At 34.2% G+C, this 23,770-nt stretch carries 14 protein-coding genes; 5 read left to right on the plus strand and 9 right to left on the minus strand.

Going from position 1 to position 23,770, the window contains the following annotated elements; translation table 11 throughout:
• Positions 1-154 precede the first annotated feature (154 nt).
• From BUE22_RS11000 to BUE22_RS23800, 4 genes are all read left to right on the plus strand, one after another.
• A complete protein-coding gene (locus BUE22_RS11000) occupies positions 155-1,231 on the plus strand; it encodes a hypothetical protein (protein ID WP_073395086.1) in 1,077 nt (358 codons plus the stop codon).
• Positions 1,232-1,310: 79 nt separating this feature from the next.
• Positions 1,311-1,904: a dihydrofolate reductase family protein gene (locus BUE22_RS11005; RefSeq protein ID WP_073395087.1), complete on the plus strand. Its 594-nt coding sequence runs from the start codon at positions 1,311-1,313 to the stop codon at positions 1,902-1,904.
• 12 nt (positions 1,905-1,916) lie between these two features.
• Positions 1,917-2,036 (plus strand): type II toxin-antitoxin system ParD family antitoxin, encoded by a 120-nt coding sequence (locus BUE22_RS23605; protein WP_117614818.1) that lies wholly within the window; start codon positions 1,917-1,919, stop codon positions 2,034-2,036.
• 134 nt (positions 2,037-2,170) lie between these two features.
• Positions 2,171-2,341: a hypothetical protein gene (locus BUE22_RS23800; RefSeq protein WP_165587198.1), complete on the plus strand. Its 171-nt coding sequence runs from the start codon at positions 2,171-2,173 to the stop codon at positions 2,339-2,341.
• A gap of 59 nt (positions 2,342-2,400) precedes the next feature.
• On the opposite strand, the gene BUE22_RS11010 is transcribed toward BUE22_RS23800, so the two are convergent.
• Positions 2,401-4,020: an ABC-F family ATP-binding cassette domain-containing protein gene (locus BUE22_RS11010; protein WP_073395088.1), complete on the minus strand. Its 1,620-nt coding sequence runs from the start codon at positions 4,018-4,020 to the stop codon at positions 2,401-2,403.
• Positions 4,021-4,264: 244 nt separating this feature from the next.
• Positions 4,265-5,038, minus strand: coding sequence for a TlpA family protein disulfide reductase (locus tag BUE22_RS11015; protein WP_073395089.1), 774 nt, complete (start codon positions 5,036-5,038; stop codon positions 4,265-4,267).
• Between the two features lie 96 nt (positions 5,039-5,134).
• Here BUE22_RS11015 and BUE22_RS11020 point away from each other — a divergent pair, with 96 nt between their 5' ends.
• Positions 5,135-6,061 (plus strand): hypothetical protein, encoded by a 927-nt coding sequence (locus tag BUE22_RS11020; protein ID WP_073395090.1) that lies wholly within the window; start codon positions 5,135-5,137, stop codon positions 6,059-6,061.
• Between the two features lie 479 nt (positions 6,062-6,540).
• Here the strand turns inward: BUE22_RS11020 and chiA are convergent, their stop codons facing one another.
• The 7 genes from chiA to BUE22_RS11060 form a co-directional block, all read right to left on the minus strand.
• A complete protein-coding gene (chiA, locus tag BUE22_RS11030) occupies positions 6,541-11,289 on the minus strand; it encodes a T9SS-translocated chitinase ChiA (RefSeq protein WP_073395092.1) in 4,749 nt (1,582 codons plus the stop codon).
• A gap of 506 nt (positions 11,290-11,795) precedes the next feature.
• A complete protein-coding gene (locus tag BUE22_RS11035) occupies positions 11,796-13,862 on the minus strand; it encodes a beta-N-acetylhexosaminidase (RefSeq protein ID WP_073395093.1) in 2,067 nt (688 codons plus the stop codon).
• Between the two features lie 162 nt (positions 13,863-14,024).
• Complete coding sequence (gene nagB, locus BUE22_RS11040; RefSeq protein ID WP_042565024.1) at positions 14,025-15,962, minus strand: glucosamine-6-phosphate deaminase; 1,938 nt, start codon at positions 15,960-15,962, stop codon at positions 14,025-14,027.
• Between the two features lie 112 nt (positions 15,963-16,074).
• Positions 16,075-17,664, minus strand: a complete 1,590-nt coding sequence (locus BUE22_RS11045; RefSeq protein WP_073395094.1) for a RagB/SusD family nutrient uptake outer membrane protein — start codon at positions 17,662-17,664, stop codon at positions 16,075-16,077.
• Between the two features lie 10 nt (positions 17,665-17,674).
• Positions 17,675-20,692, minus strand: coding sequence for a SusC/RagA family TonB-linked outer membrane protein (locus tag BUE22_RS11050; RefSeq protein ID WP_073395095.1), 3,018 nt, complete (start codon positions 20,690-20,692; stop codon positions 17,675-17,677).
• 337 nt (positions 20,693-21,029) lie between these two features.
• Positions 21,030-22,055 carry a glycosyl hydrolase family 18 protein gene (locus BUE22_RS11055; RefSeq protein ID WP_073395096.1) on the minus strand — a complete coding sequence of 342 codons (1,026 nt, stop codon included), beginning with the start codon at positions 22,053-22,055 and terminating at the stop codon, positions 21,030-21,032.
• A 189-nt stretch (positions 22,056-22,244) separates the two neighbouring features.
• Positions 22,245-23,765, minus strand: a complete 1,521-nt coding sequence (locus BUE22_RS11060; RefSeq protein WP_073395097.1) for a SusD/RagB family nutrient-binding outer membrane lipoprotein — start codon at positions 23,763-23,765, stop codon at positions 22,245-22,247.
• Positions 23,766-23,770: the final 5 nt, after the last annotated feature.

Raw genomic sequence — 23,770 nt, forward strand, 5'->3', positions numbered from 1 at the left:
TTTGATTTTTTTTTAATTCTTGCATTATATTCTTGAAAAATAAATCTTATTAATAATGGTATTTGTAGATTAAAATTATAGTTTAGCTAATTAGCTACAAATTTATATTTTTATAAAAATAATTTTACTTACTATCAACATAAAAAAATATTCTGTGAATCCTGATTTTAGTAAAAACACAATTGACACTTTAGCAAAAAGAGCTGCTTTCATGTGCTCAAATCCTGATTGCAGAATACTTACTGTTGGTCCTAACTCTGATCCAGAAAAGTCAACAAAAATAGGAGAAGCTGCACATATTTATGGAGCAAGGATTGGTTCTAAAAGATTCATCCATACAATGACAAATCCTGCAAGAGCAGAAATTACCAATTCAATTTGGTTATGTAGAAATTGTCATAAACTGATTGACACGGACGAACATAAATATTTTGCCAACATTTTATTCGCTTGGAGAGAAAAACATGAAGGATATATTGCTTCTTCTTTAGGAAACAGCACTGACCTGATATTATACGAAGAACAAAATTCTATCCTTATAGATTTTAACAATTACTCCCCAATCATCAAACGAATTATAATTGACAAACCTGACGGATGGGAATTTAGATTAACAGCTGAACTCATGAGATTTTTAAATGATCCTCTTTTTAGAAAACTTAATGATTTAAAAAAGGGATTATATTTAAAACCATTAGAAAATATTAATTCCGACCAAGCATTCAATTGGATTCAAGAAAGACTAGCTGAGCTGACAAGAATTTCAACTCCTGCTGTTGGATTGCTAGACAGCCTAACTAAAAGTTGGGGGGAACCTGGAGAATCTGGAGATCTGAAAGAAATTCATCACGTTACTAAACTCATTAAAGAATATTTAGAACATGTTATAGCATTTGAAGAAAGAATTCTATTTGTAAATGTTCCTAAAGAATATGAAAAAGCCGTTCATTTACTTCAAAATCTGATTGGTTCACAGGCAGAGAAATTATCAATTATTCCTTTAGAACTTGATGCCGTTGTTTCAATTATCCAAAATCCTCAAAAAGAAAATGACACTCCTACAATAATTAAAAAGGAAATCATTTTTGAGATACCAGATTCTTGGCAAAAAGAATTTAACAGAGAATTAAACAAATTACAAAATAAGCAAGTTTACACCACTACTAGTTCATCGGGATGCTTTACAACTTTAATAGTTATAATAGGAATCATAATGTTCTTAATATTCTAACTTCACATTTTATCAATTACTTACATAAAATCTTTATTGAATTCCTTACATTTAATCAAACAATAAAACACCAACCATCATGAGAAAAATAATCGTTATAACCATGATTACGATCGATGGCGTAATGCAAGCACCTGGTGGCCCTGATGAAGATACTTCGGGCGGTTTTGAATATGGAGGCTGGGTGGCGCCTTTTGGAGATGAAGAATATGGTAATGTCATGCAAGAACAAATGAAACCTGCCGATATTCTTTTAGGCAGAAAAACATTTGATATTTTTGAAGATTATTGGCCCAAACATGCAGATGGCTGGCCGGGAATTAATGACGTTACCAAATACGTTTTGTCCTCGACCAGAAAAAACTCTGATTGGCAAAATACCGAATTTCTTTCGACCATAGAAGATATCAAAAAACTCAAAAATTCTGAAGGCGGCGATATTAAAGTTTGGGGAAGCGCTACCCTTGTTCAGCTTTTGCTTCAACATGATTTAGTCGATGAACTTGGGCTCTTAATTTATCCCATAATTTTGGGCAAAGGAAAAAAACTATTTAGTGATAGCTCAACACCTGCAGGATTTACATTAATAGAAAGCACGACTACACCAAGTGGCATTATTGCGGTTAGTTATAAACGAGCTGGAGAAGTAAAGACAGGGACAATTGGTGAATAAAATAATTCTGATATGGAAAAAAGAAAAAAAGAAGATTTAAATAAGGAATTAAAGAAAGGTGAAAAATCCGGATTTGTTAAGAAATTTGATCGAGATTCTTTCATTAAAAACCTTCATAAAAAATACATGTAGAAAATAAACAATCCCAAAATCATAGAACTTTCCAACCAAATTATATAACACATTTTTTTGCTCTTTGAAGTAATTTTATTTTACGATAATTAGAATACAAAATTCTTTTTAAAACATTTAAAAAAAGCAAAATCATGCAAAAGAACATTACACGTTTGTTAATGGTATTCGTAATACTGTTTTCATTTACAAGCTGCGAACTAGTTGGAGACATTTTTAAAGCCGGAATGGGTGTCGGAATTTTTATCGTCGTTTTTGTTATTGCGATAATAATCTGGATCTTTAGCAGGTTTTTCAGAAAATAAAAAACATAAAAAAATCCCGATCATCAAAACGATCGGGATTTTTAGTATTATAGAAAATCTTATAGATTATACATCTTCTTTCTTAATTCCTGAACTTTTTCATCATCAAGATATTCGTCAAATGTCATGTAGCGGTCAATTGCTCCGTTTGGTGTAAGCTCTACTACTCTATTACCAACCGTTTGTGCAAATTCGTGGTCATGTGTTGTGAAAATTACAGAACCTTTAAAGTTTTTCAATGAGTTGTTAAAAGCTGTAATAGACTCCAAATCTAAGTGATTTGTTGGCTCATCAAGCATCAGGATATTTGCACGCTCCATCATCATTCTTGATAACATACAACGTACTTTTTCTCCTCCTGATAATACACGGCTTGTTTTTAGAGCTTCTTCTCCAGAGAAAATCATTTTACCTAAAAATCCTCTAATGAAAACCTCATCACGCTCTTCTTCTGTTTTTGCGTATTGACGTAACCAATCTACCAATGTCAAATCATTTTCAAAGAAGGAATGATTCTCTGCAGGTAAATAAGCCTGATTTGTTGTAATTCCCCAATCAAAAGTTCCGGAGTCTGCTTTTTGCTGATTATTTAAAATTTCGTAGAAAGCTGTTGTAGCACGTGAATCTTTAGAAAAAAGAACAATTTTGTCGCCTTTTGCCATATTCAAATCTACATCTTTAAACAAAAGATCACCATCTATAGAAGCTGCTAAACCTTCAACATTCAAAATCTGATCTCCGGCTTCGCGATCCTGATCAAAAATAATCGCTGGATAACGACGGCTTGAAGGTTTGATTTCAGAAATATTCAATTTAGAAATCATTTTTTTACGAGATGTTGCTTGTTTAGATTTTGCAACGTTCGCACTAAAACGACGAATAAATTCTTCCAATTCCTGTTTCTTTTCTTCTGCTTTTTTGTTTTGCTGAGCACGTTGTTTTGCTGCTAATTGGCTAGACTCGTACCAGAACGTATAGTTTCCTGAATAGTGATTGATTTTTCCAAAATCGATATCAGAAATATGTGTACAAACTGCATCTAAAAAGTGACGGTCGTGAGATACTACAATTACTGTATTTTCATAATTTGCTAAGAAATTCTCTAACCAGGCGATTGTTTCAAAATCCAAATCGTTGGTAGGCTCATCCATAATAAGCAAATCCGGGTTTCCAAAAAGTGCCTGCGCCAAAAGCACACGAACTTTAATTTTCCCCTCAAGATCACCCATTAAAGTATAATGATGTTCTTCGTTGATTCCTAAGTTAGACAACATTGCAGCAGCATCAGAATCGGCATTCCAGCCATTCATTTCTTCAAACTGAACTTGTAATTCTCCAATTCGGTCTGCGTTTTTATCGTTGTAGTCTAAATAAAGTTCATCCATTTCTTTTTTAACAGCATAAAGAACTTTATTTCCCATCAAAACAGTTTCCAAAACCGTATGCTCGTCGAACATGTTGTGATTTTGGTTTAAAACCGACATACGTTTTCCCGGTTCTAAATGAATGTGGCCAGAAGTTGGATCGATATCGCCCGAAATGATTTTTAGAAAAGTTGATTTTCCAGCACCATTGGCTCCAATAACGCCGTAAATATTTCCGTGTGTGAAAGTGGTATTTACTTCGTCAAACAAAATTCGTTTGCCAAATTGAACTGATAAATTATTGACTGTTAACATGAATGTCTTTTTAATTAATTTGGTGCAAAAGTACGGAAAAAGGTTCAAAAATGCAAAGGTACAAAGGCGCTAAGTTTTTTTATTGTAACCGAATATTTTTCCACCATATAAGTGATGTAAGTTCATTTAAAACTATACTTAATAATTCTGAAATACTGTGTGGCTAAAAATTCGAAATCATATAAGTTCGTAAATATTTAAATCAGACTTATAATTTCTTATATAACTTATATGGTGAAAAAAATCACAATTTGCTTTCCTTCGCCAAAGCCACTTCTAAACTTTCAAAATTAGGTAGCACTTTAGAAATCAAGCCTTCTTTATTCAGAATAAAATGTGTTGGAAATGAATTCAATTGCAGGCTTTCATTCATATACACTTTCATATCTGGAATTACGGAATAGGATAATGGTTTTCTTGCCAGAAATGTTTTTAATTGTTCAGGTGAATCTTCGGCCAGACTTATAAAAACAATGTCTTTTCGGTCTTTGTATTCTTCTGTTAATCTATTTACCTGCGGAAATTCTCTTATACAAGGCGTACAATGAATGTACCAGCACTTTATGACAATTATTTTTCCTTTCATTGATTCGTTTGAAACTACATTTCCGTTTAAATCCTTAAAGGAGAAATCTGGAAAAGCGGTGCCTTCCATTTTATAGTTTTTATAGGCATCAAAACCAATTTGATTGATGGTAGCTTTTATGCTTGTATCTGCTTTTGGCTGAATTTTAAACAGTTTATAATAGTAAATAGAATCATCTGATTTTAATCGAATTGGGATGAAATTTCCGTTTGCTAACTGATCTAAAAAGGTTTCTTTTGAGATTTCTTTTGAAAGAATATCAAGCGCCACAAAATCTCTGGAAAGCATGATTTTTTTACTTTGATAGGCCGACCATTCGCTAAAATTTTTTTGAATTTGAATGGGGTCAACTTCCGGATTTCCGAATTTAGTTTGGCTAAAACTAAAATTAAAGATTAGAAAAGTGATTATAAAAGAAATGAATGTCTTCATGAAATTTGAGGCAATAATTTGGAATTCAAAAGTACTTAAAATATAGAAACTTTATGATTACATTTGAGTTCACTTCTACTTTTAAAATCTTTTTTGATGAAAAAAACTTTTTTACTGCTTTTAATTTTAAATCACTTTTCTGGTTTTTCTCAAACTGAAAGACTTTATTATTTTGTAGAAAAAGACAGTCTTCTTGGAGTAAAAAATCAAAATGAAAAAATCCTTATTCCTCTGCAGTCTTCCATGCACGCAGACTCATCTATTAATGGACAGGAAATAAAAAGCATGGTTTTTTTTATGGATTTTATGAAATATTATGACCGAAAAGGCAATTTTGTATTTACTCCTTACCCCACCGGCGAAGGACCTGATTATTTTCAAGAAGGGTTTATTCGGTTTAGCGAAAATAAAAAGGTTGGTTTATTTAATTATCGGGGCGAAAAAATTATTCCGGCTAATTACGACTGGATATCACCAATAACCTTTGGGTTTGCTAAATTTTGCAACGGCTGTTATTTTGACCGATCAAAAGATGATGAACATCCGCCTTTGGTTGGAGGAACTTGGGGATTTGTTGGTAAAAATGGAATAGAAATACAGCCAACAAACAAACGAAATCATCCTAAGGATTTTGAAACAGAAGATCATCAATTTATTCCGTATCAATTTGAATACAGCGAAAAGGAAAAAGAAATCCTTGATTTTTTTGAAAAGCGAAGAGAGCAAATCAGTCAAATTAATGGCTTCGATTGTGATAATAAAATAATTTATTTTGAAATAACAGAAAAACCAACAGCGTTTGAGCCTTTTTATAAAGTAACAACATTTGAGTTATGTGACTTTTACATTAACAGATCTGATGAAGATTTTGATGATTTCAAAAATTTTAAAGTTTCAGCAGATGGCAAAAATTTCTATGTCACTTATTTGGATTTAGTTAACCGCAAAAATTATTCTGAATATGTTGAGCGAAAAATTCCTGTTGATAAATGGATTAGCAAGAGTTTAAAAAATAAAAAGTAACTTTCTTTTTTTGATTAAGAAATGTAAATGCTGATGATTTTAACCGCAAAGAACACAAAAAATTTACGCAATGTTCGCAACGCTTTCTGCTTATTTTGTTTTCTTTAAATGGAACGCAAATGATACGGATTTATACAGATTTCATCAAATAAACTTTCTTATGAAAACGAGTGCCCTAGCCCGGATAGAAGCGGTATCCTTTTTCTGTCCGCCGCGGCGGACAGGAAAAGATACAAGCGGATAGCCGGAAACAGCTCCTGAAAAAAATTAAAATCCCCACATTTCACATTTCAAAGCATAAAAAAACCCGGCAATTTTATTGCCGGGTTCATAATGCTCTCCTTCAGGTGAAAACCAAATAACAAATCAACTGAATTCGATACATTTATTCGAAATAAAAACCAGATTAAAAAATAAATAACCAAACTCAATTTTAACCGTCCCAATTTTTTTATTTCTAAATTTTCCATTCATTGTAACTAGTTTAAAAAGTTTATTACTTTGAATGATTTTTTGTTTCCTGCTTTGTCTGTTACTACAACTATAAACATTTGTTTTGTTGAGAAACTTTGGTTTTGTAGCAGAATCTCTTTATTATTTTGGATGTTTTGGTGGTTTACCAAATTTTGTCCAATTGTATTAAATACGTCTACACGAGCAATGTCTTCAGTTTCGTTTGTAACTGATAAGGCATTGTTTTTAAAGTAAACAATTGTATTACTTTTTACTTCAATTTTATCAACTGCCAATGTTTTTGCTGCTGACTGTGAAGCAAAATAAGCTGCATACGCTTTAGATAATTCAGATGAATTACCACAAGAAGATGCATCCCAGTTTACAGACCAAGTCATTAAACCTCTTAAAGAAGGATATGGTCCGCCTGGCTGCATAGTGTATGTTCTTCCTGAAAAAGTGGTTCCGGTTCTTAAATAATGCATAGCATTAATTCCTTCTGTCGGCGTTAAATAACCGCTACCTGCTGCACTTGGACAAGCTGGTAATGCAATAAGAACTTTTGAGGGCGGTAAACCATCAAAATGCATTCCTGTTGTAGCAATGTTATATCCTTTTATAATCATATCGGTTAGGGCTGTTACCATGTTTGATTTCTTAGCTGAACCATAATATTGACCATCTAATCCGTTTTCTCCTCCTGTATTATACAATTGTACCGCTAACAAATCCAAATCATTACGCAAGTTTTGAATGATTGGCAGGAAGGAACCAAAAGTATCCGTATAGGTAGAATATCCTCCTTGTACATATTGTGTTTCAGGAGCTGCAGTTAATAAAAATCCAGGACCATAGTAAGCTTTTAATTCTTTGAAAGCATCTACTACGTTTTTTAATCTTGGATAAGCAGAAATACCCGCATAAGAAATATCTCTTAAACCTCCTGCATTAAAATTCATCGATCCGCCTTCAAAATCAATATCAACTCCATCAAATTGATACTCATCAATAATTGCTTTTAGACCGTTAACAAAAATATTTTTTTGAGCTACATTGTCTAAAACAACATGACCGTTTTGACCTCCGATAGAAACAATAACAGGAACGCCGCTATCTCTTAAGGATTTTATATCGTTTTTCAACAATTGTTTATTGAAAACACCATTGGTCAAGTATCTGGTGTCATTTGTAGTTAATACTGGTGTATAACCATCACGATTAACAGTTTCTACGAAAGAATAATCGACTACGTTAAACTTACTTCCGACCATTTGAGAAAAATATAAAAATGGAGCACCTGCATTTTCCCAGGAATGTGCATATCCTAAAATAATTTTAGATGGAAGCGGAATGAATCTATTCGTGCTCACCGGAGCAATTTTAATTGTATTGTTTAATGTAGTTACAGCAGCTTTATTATCTGTTGCTTTGATTACAACCGGATAATCCTGATAAGCAGATGGTGTAAAATTATACGTATAGGTATTATTTGTGCCTGCTGTCATATTAAATGTACCTCCATTTATTGTAATAGTAACACCTGAAACCGATCCGTCACTATCAACAGCTGTAACTGAAATTGGTACAACCTGAAAAGAACTCTGGGTTACAGTAGTATTCGATGGTGAATTCCATGTAATTACCGGCAATGAATTTGGGCAGTTTGCACCTGAACAAGTTAATGTAAAACTATAAGTTTTTGATTCTGTTGTTCCGTTTGATGCAGTAGCCGTAACGGTTAAGGTATGAGGAAGCGAAAACTGATTTGCTGCCGGTGTCCAAATCGCGGTATAAGTTCCCGAAGAATTGGTAGCACTCAGGCTTTGTCCATCTAAACTAAATACAACAGATGAGATTGTAGTGGCATCAGCGGCACTTAATCCAACACTTGCAACAAAATTAATTGCTGATCCTAAATTTATAGCAATCGCAGAAGCTGTTGGCGCTGTAATAGTAACCACTGGCTTAGTCGCAACTACCGCTTGTCTATTGAAATCATAAACCGTTGGAGTTGTTGGAACTGCAAAGTTGGCTAAGTTATTTGGATAATAAGTCACTTCACCATTTTCCCATGAGTTTAATTTCAAACTTAAAATTTGTGTATAACCTGCAACAACTGAATTATCGAAAGTATAGTTTCCTGATGCATCTGTAGTGGCAAGAACGCTTTTCCAGTTGTGTGTGTTATCTGTCCAAGGTAAAACTAATTCTACTTTTGCACCAGCAACCGGAGTTGTCCCGTTTTTAACTGATCCGCTAATCAAGTTTGCCGCTACCAATGCTGCTTTTGCAGTAGAACTTGTATTGAAGTTATAAACCGTTGGGTTTGCAGGAATTGCAAAGTTGGCCAGATTATTAGGGAAGTAAGCTACTTCTCCGTTTTCCCAAGAGTTTAATTTTAAACTTGTAGCGGTTGTATAACCTGCTACAACTGAATTGTCAAAACTGTATTTTCCTTGTGCATCTGTTATCGCAATTACACTTTTCCAGTTGTGTGTATTATCTGTCCAAGGTAAAACTAATTCTACTTTTGCACCAGAAACAGGAGTCGATCCGTTTTTAACTGTTCCGCTAATTTTACTTGAAGGAACTACAATAACATCTTGCGCGAAGTTTAATGTTTTGTTTGAAGTCAGATTCGTATAAACTGTTGAAGCCGGAGTAAATGTTTGTCCTGCCAAAGCTGCCGTTACGGTATAATTACCGCCTGCTGGCAAATTAGCAATCGAATAAACTCCGCTTGAATTTGTAGTTGCTGTAAAAGTTCCAGTTGTTGAAGTTGCCGTAACTGTTACACCAGAAACCGGAGTTGTTCCGTTAAGAATAGTTCCGCTTACTGTGTAATAAACCACTGGCGCGCCCTGAGCAAAATTCAACGTTTTGTTGGCATCAATTGCATTGTAAACTGTTGAAGTTGGCGTATAGGAGAATCCAGTTTTTGCAGCTGTAACGGTGAAGTTAAGCCCGGCTGTTAAACCTGCTACGCTGTACACTCCGCTTGCATTAGAAACTGCAGTTAAAACTGTAGCTCCTGAAGTTGCCGTAACGGTTACACCAGAAACTCCTGTTGCTCCGTTAAGAACTGTTCCGCTAACAGTATATAAAGGTTGCGTTCCGTTAATAACAACTGCCGTTTGATTTGTTGTTACATTCGTTAATGTTACCGGAGTAAAAGTATACGTGGCTTTTGAAGCTGTAAGGATATAATTTTGTCCTGAAGTTAAATTACTAAATGTAAAATTTCCTCCTGTAGAAACTACAGTTTGCAATATTACATTGCTTGCATTACGCAAATCAACTGTAACATTTGGTACTAAAGCTGATCCGTTTTTTACAGAACCGGAAATACTTACTGTTCCAGGAACTACGCTTCCAAAAGATGTATCGACCTGAGTTAATAATGAGTTCGGAATTGAGCCTCTTGTATCCTGAGATAATTCCCAAACCATACCTCCGGCAAGGTTTCTCGATTTAATATACTGCACTTTTAAATCCATTGATTGCTTATCTTCATAAGAAATAAACTGTTTTAAAGTAGCATTGTATAAATAAGGAACTTTTGTTGTATTGTCAAAATATCTTACCCATCCTGCAGAAGCCGCAGTTGGTGTAACTAACATGGTATTTGGATCTAAATAAGCATGTGAATTTGTAACCGGATTTCCAACTAAATCACAAATTTCGATACTTCCTGATTTTTCGCAGGCTGCAGGACCATCCCATGTTCCTGTTGGGTTTTGTGGGTTTGTGCATCCAGGAACTACATATCTTGGTGCAGCAACAAATAATCCAGGTAAATTTGGATTGGTTCCGTTATTGGCAACATTATCGAATTTTTTTCCGTAGAAAGGTAATCCCATGATTAATTTATTCGCAGGAAAACCAACAACATTCAAATATTGATTCGTTAATTCGTCTAATGATTCTGATTGTGTTGCGCCATAAAGCGGGTCATTTGTGTTTCCACTTGCGTATAAAGGAGCGTTGTAGCATGTTTTATCATACCAGTTTCCACCGAAATCATATCCAAAATAAGTAATGTAATCACAATAAGTCGAAATATCTTCTGTCATTCCGTATTGTGCTCTGTTTGATGGTCCTAAATATTGTTTGGCAACATTTCGAACATTGTTTCCGGCAGCAATAGTGACTAATTTATTTGGCATTGCCTGACGCATTGCTTTTAATAAATACACTAAATTTTTGTTGTCGTCCGGGCTGTACTTTTGTGGAGGAATTGGCGCTCCATTGATCACTTCGGTACCATCTGTTCCACCAGAAAGAGGATATTCCCAGTCGATATCGAATCCATCAATAAATGGATATTTAGTAATGAAGTTTGCCATATCTGTAGCCAAAGCGGCTCTTGCAACAGGACTTGCTGCAATTGGAGATAGATCCTGACCTTTTGTCCATCCTCCAACAGAAATTAAAATTTTAAGATGCGGATACTTTTCCTTAAGTTTCATTAAGTCATAAAAGTTCCCTTTTACAGGAGCATCCCACGGAATTCCGCCTTCCATATGCTCAAAATCGGCATAAGTGTCTAAACATAACAACTTTGTGTTTTCCGGATGAGCGGGATCATAAGTTGTTCCATAAAAAGAATAATTCAAATGCGTGATTTTACTTCCATCTATTTTTGGAACGTTGAAATCCCTCGCATAAATAGACCATTGCGCATAATACCCTACTACTTTTTTACCATGAGCTGGTTGTGCCATGGCGAGCAAGGGAAACAGTAACAATAAGAGCAATCTGTAATAATGTTTCATAATTAATAAATATTGGTTAATAGAAAATAAATATTCCAATTACAACATCTTACATGTCAATTTCGACACATAAAACACAACAATCGGGATTCAATAAACTGCAATAAAAACATTGCAATCCGTTGGAAATTACTTCATCTTACTTCTATAAATAAATATTACTATTACTGATTCTACCATAATCATTAGCAAATAGTATTGATTGATATTTATGTATAATTCTTTTAAAAAATTAGTATTACATACAAATGATAAATTTGGGAGAACTCATCAATCTAAATACTTGTTCTGTCATGTTTTTTATTCTTTTTATTTGGTTTTTTAAGGTTAATACTCTTTTAATGGTTATTTTTTAATGATTTTTTTGGTTAATTTTTTTTAAGTCTGAAAAAAAGTTTTGTACCATTAAAGTCTTATTATAATTACCTCTACTGAAATATTCCAGTAGAGATAATTAGAAATCTAAAACAATCATTGTAACTTACTAAACTAATTCAACTCAAACTTTATATTAATTTTTTCAGACTCGCATAAACTGCAAGCTCAACATCTGCATGATCTTTTGTGTTACATTGTTCAATTAAACTTTTTAAATCTTCTTTCTTTAAAATCGATTTGTTATCTAAAACAAGTAACAATTCCTGCGATGCATCATTTAATTTTTTAGATAAAGGTAAAATTGGCTGTACTAACGGCGCATTGGAACTCAACTCAACCAAACCTTTATTTACTGCAATCCATTTGTTTAAAAATCCCGCTACTTTTGCTTTATTTTCTGGTGTTTTATTGGCCAGATATTGTGTTACTGCCTCATCAAAAGCCAAAGCATCTTTGGCATCCGGCGTACAGGCATCAGCAAAAAGTGTAAACGGAGAATACATTTGGTACTCTGTTCCTCCTTTATTTCTGGTGTATCCTTTTAAAGGTTCGCAAACATTTGCAAATTCGTTAAGGGATTTTATGTTTTGGTTATTGGCAATGTTTCTTAAAATAACAGCTCTGTTGCGAATATGCGTTAATCCCAATTCTTCTAATCTAAAAGAAACTGTTTCCAGACGTTTACGCATATTGCCAACATCTGTAATATCCTCGGCAGACCAAAGTCTTTCTGCAATAGCTGCTGTTCTTGGCCAAACTCTTGAATCTATTGTTGATGGCGTTGTAAGCTCTGTCCACATTGTGGCTTCTCCACCCAAAATTCTTGCTTTTTCTTCTGTAGTTAAATCAGCACCTTTTGGCATTGGATCGTTTAAATAATGACTTTCAATCGGATACATCAAATCAATGTAATATCCGTTTGATAATACTGTTTTGTATCCTTTTTTTACTGCATCTACTAATGACTGACCTGCTACAACACCTTCATTTGGTCCTCTCCAGGAATGGATGATCGCTTCTTTTGACATGTTTTTTGTCAAAATTTCTTCCCAGCCCATTAATTGTTTGCCGTGTTTTTTAAGCATTGGCACTAATTGCATCGTAAAATAGGTTTGCAATTCGTGATTGGTTGTTAAATTATTTTTCTTTTTAAATGCCTGAATTTTCGGGTTTGCATCCCAATCTTTCCCCTCATTTTCATCTCCCCCGATATGAAAATAAGCTCCGGGAAATAAAGGGCAAACTTCATCAAAAAGTTCACTTAATAATTGATATGTTTTAGGATTTGAAGGATCTAATGTTGGCGAAAAAATACCCGCATTTCTTTCAACTCCATAGGTCGCAATTGCGGTTCCCTGAATATTTTTTTCTGAAGTTCCACCTGTCAGCGTAATCACTTTGCTTCCTATTTCCGGGTACGCCGTAAGAATTGCAGATCCGTGACCAGGAACATCTATTTCAGGAACGATCAAAATACCGCGCTCATCAGCGTATTTAACGATATTTTTAATTTCCTCTTGTGTGTAATACATTCCATCCGAAGCTAAATCGATTAATTTTGGATGTTTTTTCATTTCTATTCTCCAACCCTGATCGTCTACTAAATGCCAGTGAAAAACATTCATTTTCATAGCAGCCAGTCCATCAATATTTCTTTTGATAACATCTACAGGCTGAAAATGTCTTGCAGCATCTATCATTAAACCTCTCCATGTAAATCTTGGAAAATCTGAAATTTGTGAATTCGGAAAATAAAATGATGTGCTGTTATTCTGCAACATTTGCAATAACGTTTCAAGGCCGTGTAAAGCTCCTAAATCGCTGGTTGCATTTATTGTAATTTGGTTTTGTTTGATGTCTAAATGATAACTTTCATCTTCATATAAACCTATTTTTCCGCTTTTGGTACAGTTTATTTGAAGTTGAGCTGAGGGAAATTCATTTAGTTTCGTAATAAAACCCTGTTCGAAAAAAATACCGGTTCTACCATCTAAGCGACGCAAAAAGCGTGTTACCCCTCCAAATATTCTTGAATTTGGATTTCCGGTAATGTTTACTTTAAAGTTTTTGGTTAAAGCAAAATTTCCGTCGTTTAAAACAACACTCTGAGGCCAGGGCATAAGATTTAACTGCTCTTTCTTAATTTGGGCAGTAGAAGTTAAACCTGCTAATAGTAGGACTAATAAATATTTCATTTTAATTTGTTTGAAAAGATGTCACTGGAGCAACATTAATAAATTGGATAACAAAAAAACAAATTCAGACGACTTTCTAGAAACCCTCACAAATCGCTATGAAAGTCAATCTGAATTTTGTAGTTTGATTCGCTCTCACCCGAATCCTTTTTAAAAACAACGCTAATAGTCAAAACGCTTAAACGCCTCGATAGCTTCATACTCAGCCAAACCTAAATCATCGTATAAGATGGCTGTATTTTTATTACGATCTTCTGCCCTAACCCAAAATTCTCTGGAGTCGTTTCCTTGAAACATTACTCTGTCTTTTTGAGACTGGTGGTATAAAATCGCGTGACGTTTCAATAATACTTCTGATGGAGAAAGCGGAACGGCCATATCAATTTCGTGAATGTCCCATTCGTGCCATGCGCCTCGGTAAAGCCACAACCAGCAATCATCCATGTATTTCTCCGGTTTCAATTGTTTCATGGCAGCAAAAATAGCATTTAAACAAACTTCATGCGTTCCGTGCGGATCTGCCAAATCTCCGGCTGCAAATACCTGATGTGGTTTTATTTTTGCAATAATATCTTTTACAATTGCAATGTCTTCAGGTCCTAACGGATTTTTCTTTACTTGTCCTGTTTCATAAAATGGAAGATCCAGGAAATGAGTATTCTCATCTTTTAAGCCAATGTATCTTGTTGCTGCATAAGATTCTCTTCTTCTGATTAGTCCTTTTAATTTTCGAACTTCCAAAGAATCAATTTGATTTTCTGATTTGCTATTCAAAAAGTCAATAACAGATTTGAAGTTTATTCCGCTGCCGGCTTCGCCAATAAAATCTTTGGCAACCTCAGCAAATTTTAATGCTTCGTCATCTGTAACAGCTATATTTCCGGAGGTTTGATATACCACGTGTACATCATGACCTTGTTTTATCAATTTTGAAAAAGTTCCTCCCATAGAAATCACATCATCATCCGGATGTGGACTAAAAAGAATCACTCGTTTTTTTGCAGGATTTGCTCTTTCCGGACGATGTGAATCGTCTGTATTTGGTTTTCCACCCGGCCATCCTGTGATGGTATGCTGCAATACGTTGAACATATTGATGTTCAAATCATAAGCAGAACCTTCTTGCGCCAAAAGATCAGACATTCCGTTATTATTGTAATCACGGTCTGTTAATTTTAATATCGATTGTTTTGTTTTTTGGCATAACCAAACAATCGCTTTACTTTTTAATTCTTGTGTCCAGATACATTCTCCCACAAGCCAAGGCGTTTTAAAACGCGTTAATTCTACCGCTGCTGACTGATCTAAAACGAAAGTCGCATTGGGGTGGTTTTGTAAAAATGTAGCAGGAACTTCTGAACTGATATCACCCTGAATAGTTCTTTTGATGATATCGGCTTTGTTTTGTCCCCAAGCCATTAATACGATTCTTTTTGATCTCATAATGGTAGAAACTCCCATAGTGATAGCACGTTTTGGAACGTTGTCTATACCATTAAAATCTGATGAAGCATCTACTCTTGTAATGTGATCCAGTGTAATAATTCTGGTTCCGGAGTTAATGTGCGATCCCGGTTCGTTGAAACCTACGTGACCTGTACGACCGATACCTAATAACTGAAAATCAAGTCCTCCCGCATTTTTAATATTCATTTCATAATCGATACAATATTGATTTAATTCATCAATAGATACCGTACCATCAGGAATATTAACATTTTCCGGTTTAATATCAATATGATTAAAAAGATGCTGATGCATGAAATAATGGTAGCTCTGATTGTTCTCTTTTGTCATTGGATAATATTCATCCAGATTAAAAGTGATTACATTGCTAAAACTTAGTCCTTCTTCTCTGTGCATTCTCACTAATTCTTCATAAACTTTTATAGGAGAAGAACCTGTTGCCAAACCCAATACACAAGATTTATTTTTTTCTTGTTTGGTTCTGATTAATTGTGCAATTTCCTGGGCAACGATTATTGAAGCTTCGGCAGAACTTTTGAAAATTTCGTTGTGGATTTTCTCAAATCTGGTCTCTTCAAATTTCCCTGCACTTTTATAGCTGATATCAGGTTTTATTTCTAAAGCACTTTTCATTTTTTTCTTTTTTTGGTATGTACAATTTTGGTTTTTGAAATGGTATAAGCAATTTTCACTGCTTATACCATTTACTAACCAAACTTAAAATCTTATAATTCTTTGATATTTTTTAGAAATTTGGAGCATCAACATCCCACCAAAGTCTTGTTCCTCCATTATCGGAACCTCCAAGTTTTGCAATTCCTGAATCTACACCACCTTGATTACCATCTTTTTCAGACTGAACAAAATTGATTCTTCGTACTCCTAACTCAGTAGAAATTGTTCCTCCACTGTAGTTTTTAAGTACCGGGAAAAGTTTAGGATAACCTGTTCTTCTGTAATCAGACCATGCTTCTTGTCCTTCAGGGAAACCTGCAATCCATTTTTGAGTAATAATTTTTTGCAATTTCACTTCGTTAGTTGCAGCTTCATCCCAGGCAACGGTAACATTATTAACTGCAGGAGAATTGTTTACAGGAAATTTAGGATCAACATAAGCTTTAGCTGTTTTTACATTATCAGCAATATAACCTACAACACCAGACGCATCTCTTTGTCCAAATGATACCGTAATACCTTGCTCATACAATGATTTAGCATCGCCTCCCATGTCCCAGCCTCTTAAAGCTCCTTCTGCTCTTAAGAAATAAGCTTCGGCAGCAGTCATTAAAACAATCTCATTTGATTTCCCAGGAGCTCCAATACCAGAAAAATTCTGGTGATCTGCCTTAGCAGCAATATCAATTCCGGTACGAACACCTTTGTATTCACCAGGATATTGAGATGATGTATCAAAATAACCTTCAAGTCTTGGATCTTCATATCCACCCATAATTGATTCCATATCAGCACCCATACGGATATCTAACCATGAACCACTAATTGTTGCAAGCGGGTTTGTGAAAACCGGAGATACAATTTTAAATAAATCACCGTTCGACTGCATTACACCAAATTTATGTGCTACTGCTTTTTCAGCTTCAATTTTCGCTAATGCAGGATTTGCTTTTACAATACGCATTGCTAATCTTAAACGAAGCGTGTTAGCAAATTTTACCCATTGTTTGTATTTTCCTTTGTATCCTGATAAATCGGTTGATTTAAAAGTACTTTCTCCAGTATCTCCGTCATCAACTCTTTGTGTCAAATCTGCAACCGCAATATCCAATTCATTAAAAAACTGATTGTAAACTTCTTCCTGGCTGTCATATTCTGTAGGACTTAATTCTCCGTATTTAGAATATATGATTGGTCCAAAAGTATCTGTTAGCCTGTGCATACCTTCCACTTTTAAAATCAGTGATAAAGCATAAAACTGATCAAATTTTCCTTTTGAAAGATCTTCAATGTGAACGGCATTATACATTACATTCTTATAAGCATATTCCCAGATAAATCCATTCCAACCATCAACTAATGAATAAGTTGTATTATTTATCCCTCCTGCAAAACCTGTTGGAGTAGCCATATATCCTGACCAGATATCACTGTTTAAGTTTTGCTGTAATTGGTAAACCCACTCGAAATTTGCTGTAATTACCTGAATATTATTAAATATTGGTCCAAAACCTTGTTTGATATGATTAAAGTCCTGCTCTAATAATTCTGGTGTAATTCCTTGGTCATTGGTGTTAATTTCCTCAAAATTATCTGTACAACCAAATGCTGAAAGCAATGAAATACAGATAGCTGCTTTTGTTATTTTATTTAGTTTCATGTTGTTAATTTTAGAAAGTTACATTTAAATTAAGACCGATACTTCTAGTAGATGGTAAACCATAAATATCTACTCCTTGTAAACCCTGACCTGTACTTAATGCAATGTTTGGATCAAAAGGTGCATCTTTATAGATAAAGAATAAATTTCTGGCAATTAAAGAGATACTTGCTGATTGTATAAAAGGTAAATTTTTAGGACTGAAATTGTATCCGATAGAAACTTCTCTAACACTTACGTTTGTTGCGTCATATACATATTCTCCTGTGATACCTGCTCTACCTCCAACTTGTGTATAATAAGATTTTGCATCCATTGTTGTTACCGCTGTACCATCACTTGCTCTTACTGCATTAATTGCAACACCTCCGGCATTTCTTGCATCTCCTGTAGCTTTTGAAACTCCAAAAGAATCATTTTGAGCTTCTGTTAAGCTCATTACATCGCCACCAAAACGACCATCAATCAATACATTTGCAAAGAAAGAACCAAATTTAAATGAGTTTGACCAACCTAACATAAAATCAGGATTAGAATTTCCAACTTCTTCAAATTCTGTTTTTTGAATTGTTCCGTCGTCATTCAATAAAATTCTGCCCTGATCGTCTTTTTTAAAGTTGATTCCTTCGATTACTCCGTAAGGTTTTCCTTCTACTAAAGCATATCTGTAACTGTTTACTCCAGCTTCAGTTAAGTTAACTCTACCTCCTAATTCAGTAGGAATTTCTTTTACTTTGTTTTTATTTTGAGAAAAGTTTACTGTAGTATCCCAGGAAAATTTATCTCCTCTGATAATTCCACCTGTTAAAACAACCTCAAAACCTTTATTTTCAATACTTCCTGCATTAATTCCGAAGAAATCATAACCCATATCATTTACCGGAGCAACAACTTGTAAGTATTGGTTTTTAGTTTCAGAGTTGTAGTAAGAAATTTCAAAACCTAATCTGTTGTTAAACATTCTCCACTCTGTACCAAATTCAAATTCAGATTTTAATTCCGGTTTTAAAGTTTCTCCTGGTCTTGGTCCTACTTTAGGATTTATTGCAGAAGAACCCGGAGTTGCATAATAAGTAGGATTAGTAACAAATGGATAAATATCATTACCAACCTGTGCATAAGTACCACGAACTTTTCCGTAGTTAATCCATTCTGGCAATGTTGTCATTTCGCTGATAAGAGCCGTTAAACCCACAGATGGATAAAAATAAGAGTCTGGTACTGTAGATGACCAGTCGTTTCTGCCTGAAAGATCTAAGAACAACATGTCTTTATATCCAAAAGTAGTTGCTGCAAAAACTGACTGCACTTCTCTTTGAGAATCTATTGTTTGATAATTTCCTGTATTATTATTAAAATTATGAAGTGTAAACCAGTTACTAACGTTTAAACCTCCACTAATTCCTGAATCTAAAATCGTTTTATCATTCGTTAATGTATTTGTAATACTCGCGCCAATATTTGCATTGAAAGTAAAATCAGTAGCAAATTTTGCATTAATTGTCGCAATTAAATCTCCATAACGTTGTGTGCTTAAAGAATTTTCATTTATATATCTTCCGTTTGTATGAGAAAGTGTTCCTTGTGTTGTAGCATAGATTTTTTTATCGAAAACACTAGTTACTCTGTTATAGCTGTATCTTGATGCAATGCTCAACCAATTATTAGCTTTGTAAGTTAAAGACAATGCTCCGTTAAAGAAATCATTTTTATCTTCAGATTTGTTTCTGTTGATTGCCCAATATGGATTTTGCATAATATCTCTATTCGTCATCCAGTTTTGCGCCATTAAGTTTCTTGTAGGATTAAATACCTCATAATTATTTTTGTAATAATCGAAGTCATTTCCTCTTGGCATCAAATAAACTCCTGTTAAAGGGTTAAAATAAAATCCGTTTACTGGTTTATTTGCAATTGTTTGAGAAGTATAATTTGCATTAGCAGCAAAAATTAATTTATCATTAAAGAATTTAGCTGTTTGTCTAATACCAAAGTTATTTTTCTTTAAGCTGTTTCCAGGAACAATACCTGTAGCAGAAGTATTAGCATAAGAAAATGCTGTAGAAGAATTTTCAGAACCAATTGAATATCCAACTGAAGTAATTTGAGTAGTTCCTACATCAAAGAAATCTTTTACGTGGTCTTTTGTTTTTCCAGCAGCTCCCCAAGTTTCATCAGCTCCCGGAGCAGCAATATAATCTGTTTGGAATTTAGGCATGTAAGCCGCTTCTTCAAAAGTTGTAACAGATGAAGCAGAAATATTGGCTTTTCCTGATTTAGCTTTTTTAGAAGATAATAAAATAACACCGTTTGCTCCCTGAGATCCGTATAATACAGAAGCTGCAGCGCCTTTAAGGACTGTCATTCCTTCGTAATCATCAGGATTAACAAGAGAAATTACATCTCCTCCATCACGGTTACCACCAGATAAACTACCAAATGAATCGTTTGGCTGACCTGCACCTGAGTTCAACATTGGAATACCATCAATAACATATAAAGGCTGGCTGTTAGAAACAGAAGAATTTCCACGAATAACTACTTTTGTAGATCCTCCAGTACCACCAGAACTTTTAGTTACGGCAACACCGGCAATTTTACCCGCAATAGTATTGATAACGTTAGCATCTCTAACTCTTGTTAACTCTTCACCTTTAAGCTCCTGAGCTGCATATGTTAAAGATTTTCTTGTTTTCTTTAAACCTAATGATGTTACAACAACCTCGTTAAGAGCGTTTGATGCTGCCTGTCCCATCTTAACGTTAATTGTAGTCGCATCGCCTACAAGTATGTTTTGAGTTTCAAGACCTACATAAGTAAAAACCAATGTTTGTCCTTTTTGTGCTTCAATTGTGTACAAACCGTCAAAATCGGTAGTTGCACCTTTTTGACCTCCTTGTACTGCAACAGATGCCCCTGGTAATGGCATCCCATCAGAATCTGTAATCACACCTTTGATACTTTTTACCTGAGCAAGCGAAACTTGCGCCGTAAAAGCAATCATAAAGATTAAGAAAATTTTTTTCATGTTAATTTATTTTGTTAGTTATGGTGTAAATTTATTCTTAAGGGATTGTTAAAAAAAATTATTTATACAAACGGCTTTATTTTTTAAACCAACGACATAAAACATTCAATAATGCGTTTCACGAAAACGTTTTCAAATCAATAAACGCTAACATTTTTAGTAATTATCAGAATTATATTTAATAAAAAAGAGTATTTGCTTAATAATTATGCATTATCATTTTTTCAACATTAAAACTGATATTTACATAATAATGAAGATATTAGCTAAACCGAAACCAAAAAATTAACAAAATTTAAAGAATATTACAGAAGTGATTAAGAACAATTATTGAATATTAATTACCACACAAACTGGTAGTTTTTATTTTTAGCGAAGTATACTTTTGATGAATAACATCTAAAAGCGAATAGGTATCAAAAGAATCCTGGGCAATTTCCCAAATCATAATTCCACCTGTGTTTTGAGAAGCAAATTCTACTTTTTGAGTTATTGTAGGTCTTCCGTTATAATAAATTTTTCCAACCTCATCCTGATCTGCAAATTGAGTTCCTGCAGCTACAATTTCTCCATAAGTCGAACTTGTAACTTCTTTATAAGTAAAATTATAACCATAAAAAGGTACGCCCAAAGTCAATTTTTCGCTTGGCACATTTTGTAGTTTATGCCAAAAATCTATTCCGGCTTTTGCGTTTTCAAAAGAGCTGTGTTGCCCGGGATTATCCGGTGTCCAGGGTCCGGTGCTATCATATGACATGATATTTAGAAAATCGAATGCATTTAAAGCTTCCTGACTTATATTTTCGAAACGCGAATTATTAGGCAAGGCCGCTGTTAAAAGTTTATTTTTCATTGTGAGTTCTTTTCTTAATTCTAAAACAAAACCGCTGTAACCTATTGTCACTGCATCCCATTCGAGATCAACATCGACTCCATCCAAATGATGAAGTTCTGTAAAATTTATAATGTTCTGAATTAAATTTGGCCTGTTTTCGGGATTATCAATTAGATATTTCCAATTTGATGCTACTTCTTCAGATAAAACTCCGCCTGCTAGCGAAATACTAATTTTAATGTTAGGATTAACTGATTTTACATATTTTATAAGTGCATCAATATCTCCCGTAAAATTCAAATTTCCATTTTTATCCGGATTTGCAAATGCTAAATTGAGATGCGTTAATTTGCAAAACTGAATCAAATTCATTTTATCAAAATTATCCGAAGATAAATACCCCACTACTCTGGCTGTTTTATTTTTTGAATTTTCCGGATCAATTTCTTTTTGATGTGAACAGCTATAAACTGAAAAAAGGGAACTTAGAAAAAAAAGGATGCCTAACAAGGCTTTATTTTTTATCATAATTTTTAATTTTAAACTATTGTTTTTAATTTAATTAGAATGAAAATAATACCTTATTAGGCATAACTTTATGTTTGGAAATTACCCTTTAATAGTTTCTAACAAATAGAAAGTTTGTGCTTATTTTTTTTCACGCAGATTTTGCAGATTAAGCAGATTTTTTAATTTTTAATTCCATAAAGTAACTAGCTAGTTTACATCCCACCAAACTTTACCAAGCCAGTCATTTTTTCCTCCCATTCTTGATAAGGCATCTAAATAGTTTTTCTCATTTTTTTGCATTTCATCATTCGGATAATACAAACGTGTTGGCACAACACCGCCGGTTCCAGAATCTGAATTTGTTATGGGCACTAAATGAGGATAACCTGTTCTTCTCCAGTTTGAATAAGCTTCGATACTATTGAATAAATAGGTAACCCAAATTTGTGTTCCTATTTGCTCTTTTTCTGTTCCGGCTACTAAAGGATTCGCCGTTAAATAGGTATTAATATCAGCCTGAGTTGCAGGCGCAGCACCGTAAATTTCCATTTGTTTAATCCCTGCTTCTACTCCATTTTTATAATAATCAGCGGCAGAACCTGAAATCCAGCCTCTCACAGCTGCTTCGGCCAATAATAATTGTGTTTCTGAATAACTAACATGTAAAAAAGGAGTTGTTCTTAGTTTTAAATAAGGCTGTATTCCAGAGGCCGAATTTGATCCACCGGGAAGATCCCATCTAAACATTCCCGGCTTAACACCTTCATATAGTGTTTCACCCGGCTGTATTGGCGACCACGGAACCACGCTGCTGCTTGTTTTTGGAGTTGCGATCATAGTTAATCTTGGATCGCCGTTATCTCTTAAAAAATCTATTAATAAAGAACTGAAATGGTCTCCATGCTCATCTGAAATAAAACCGTAAGACAATCCATTTCCTCTATAATCCAATCTGGACGGATCATCACTAAAAGGAAAATCCAAATGATGCATAATACAGTTGTCATCATTACCGGCAAAAACGCCATTTTGAAAAGCGGCTTTTACTTGTTTTTCAGCTTCTGCAGGATTTACTTCAGAGATTCTCATTGCTAAACGCAAACGCATGGTATTGGCTAATTTTTTCCATTTTGCAATATCTCCGTCATAAAACAAATCTCCTTTTATCGCACCTCCTCCGGCATTTAACTGATTAAAAGCTTCGTCTAATTCTTTGAAAAAAGAATTATAAATATCTTCCTGTTTATCATATTTTGGTGTTACAATTCCCTGAGAAAACCCCAATCCGGCTTCTGAATAAGGTACGTCACCATAAATATCGGTTAAACGATGTGCGATCATTACTTTCATAATTTTAGCAACAGCATTCATGTTTACAGCAGCGGGATCTGCACTGGTATTATCCAGAATATCAACAATACTTTTTATTTCATGGGCATAAACATTTCTCCATAAAGCGACTGCATACTCTTCGTTATTTTTAAATTTGCTGCCATATTCTGTTACTGCCCAAGAACCTGAATAATGCTGTACAAAACCTCCGGCATATATAAGGTTGGTTCTGTGTTGATAATATCCATCTCCGGACATACACAATTGAGTAAAGGTGAGCTGTCCTGCCGGATTTGGAGATAACGCCACCGGATCTTTTACCAGTTCGTCAAAATTTTCTGTACAGCCAACTACCGTAAATACTGCAAGTATGGCTACTATATATTTAATTTTCATAATTT

This window comes from Flavobacterium pectinovorum, assembly GCF_900142715.1.
In the GTDB taxonomy this organism is placed as follows: Bacteria; Bacteroidota; Bacteroidia; order Flavobacteriales; family Flavobacteriaceae; genus Flavobacterium; species Flavobacterium pectinovorum.

What these genes read in the sequence shown, in the direction of transcription:
- BUE22_RS23800 (WP_165587198.1), top strand. Translation starts at nt 2,171, where the DNA reads ATGCAAAAGAACATTACACGTTTGTTAATGGTATTCGTAATACTGTTT.
- BUE22_RS11010 (WP_073395088.1), bottom strand. Translation starts at nt 4,020, where the DNA reads ATGTTAACAGTCAATAATTTATCAGTTCAATTTGGCAAACGAATTTTG.
- BUE22_RS11060 (WP_073395097.1), bottom strand. Translation starts at nt 23,765, where the DNA reads ATGAAAATTAAATATATAGTAGCCATACTTGCAGTATTTACGGTAGTT.
- nagB (WP_042565024.1), bottom strand. Translation starts at nt 15,962, where the DNA reads ATGAAAAGTGCTTTAGAAATAAAACCTGATATCAGCTATAAAAGTGCA.
- BUE22_RS11020 (WP_073395090.1), top strand. Translation starts at nt 5,135, where the DNA reads ATGAAAAAAACTTTTTTACTGCTTTTAATTTTAAATCACTTTTCTGGT.
- BUE22_RS11050 (WP_073395095.1), bottom strand. Translation starts at nt 20,692, where the DNA reads ATGAAAAAAATTTTCTTAATCTTTATGATTGCTTTTACGGCGCAAGTT.
- chiA (WP_073395092.1), bottom strand. Translation starts at nt 11,289, where the DNA reads ATGAAACATTATTACAGATTGCTCTTATTGTTACTGTTTCCCTTGCTC.
- BUE22_RS23605 (WP_117614818.1), top strand. Translation starts at nt 1,917, where the DNA reads ATGGAAAAAAGAAAAAAAGAAGATTTAAATAAGGAATTAAAGAAAGGT.
- BUE22_RS11035 (WP_073395093.1), bottom strand. Translation starts at nt 13,862, where the DNA reads ATGAAATATTTATTAGTCCTACTATTAGCAGGTTTAACTTCTACTGCC.
- BUE22_RS11055 (WP_073395096.1), bottom strand. Translation starts at nt 22,055, where the DNA reads ATGATAAAAAATAAAGCCTTGTTAGGCATCCTTTTTTTTCTAAGTTCC.
- BUE22_RS11005 (WP_073395087.1), top strand. Translation starts at nt 1,311, where the DNA reads ATGAGAAAAATAATCGTTATAACCATGATTACGATCGATGGCGTAATG.
- BUE22_RS11045 (WP_073395094.1), bottom strand. Translation starts at nt 17,664, where the DNA reads ATGAAACTAAATAAAATAACAAAAGCAGCTATCTGTATTTCATTGCTT.
- BUE22_RS11015 (WP_073395089.1), bottom strand. Translation starts at nt 5,038, where the DNA reads ATGAAGACATTCATTTCTTTTATAATCACTTTTCTAATCTTTAATTTT.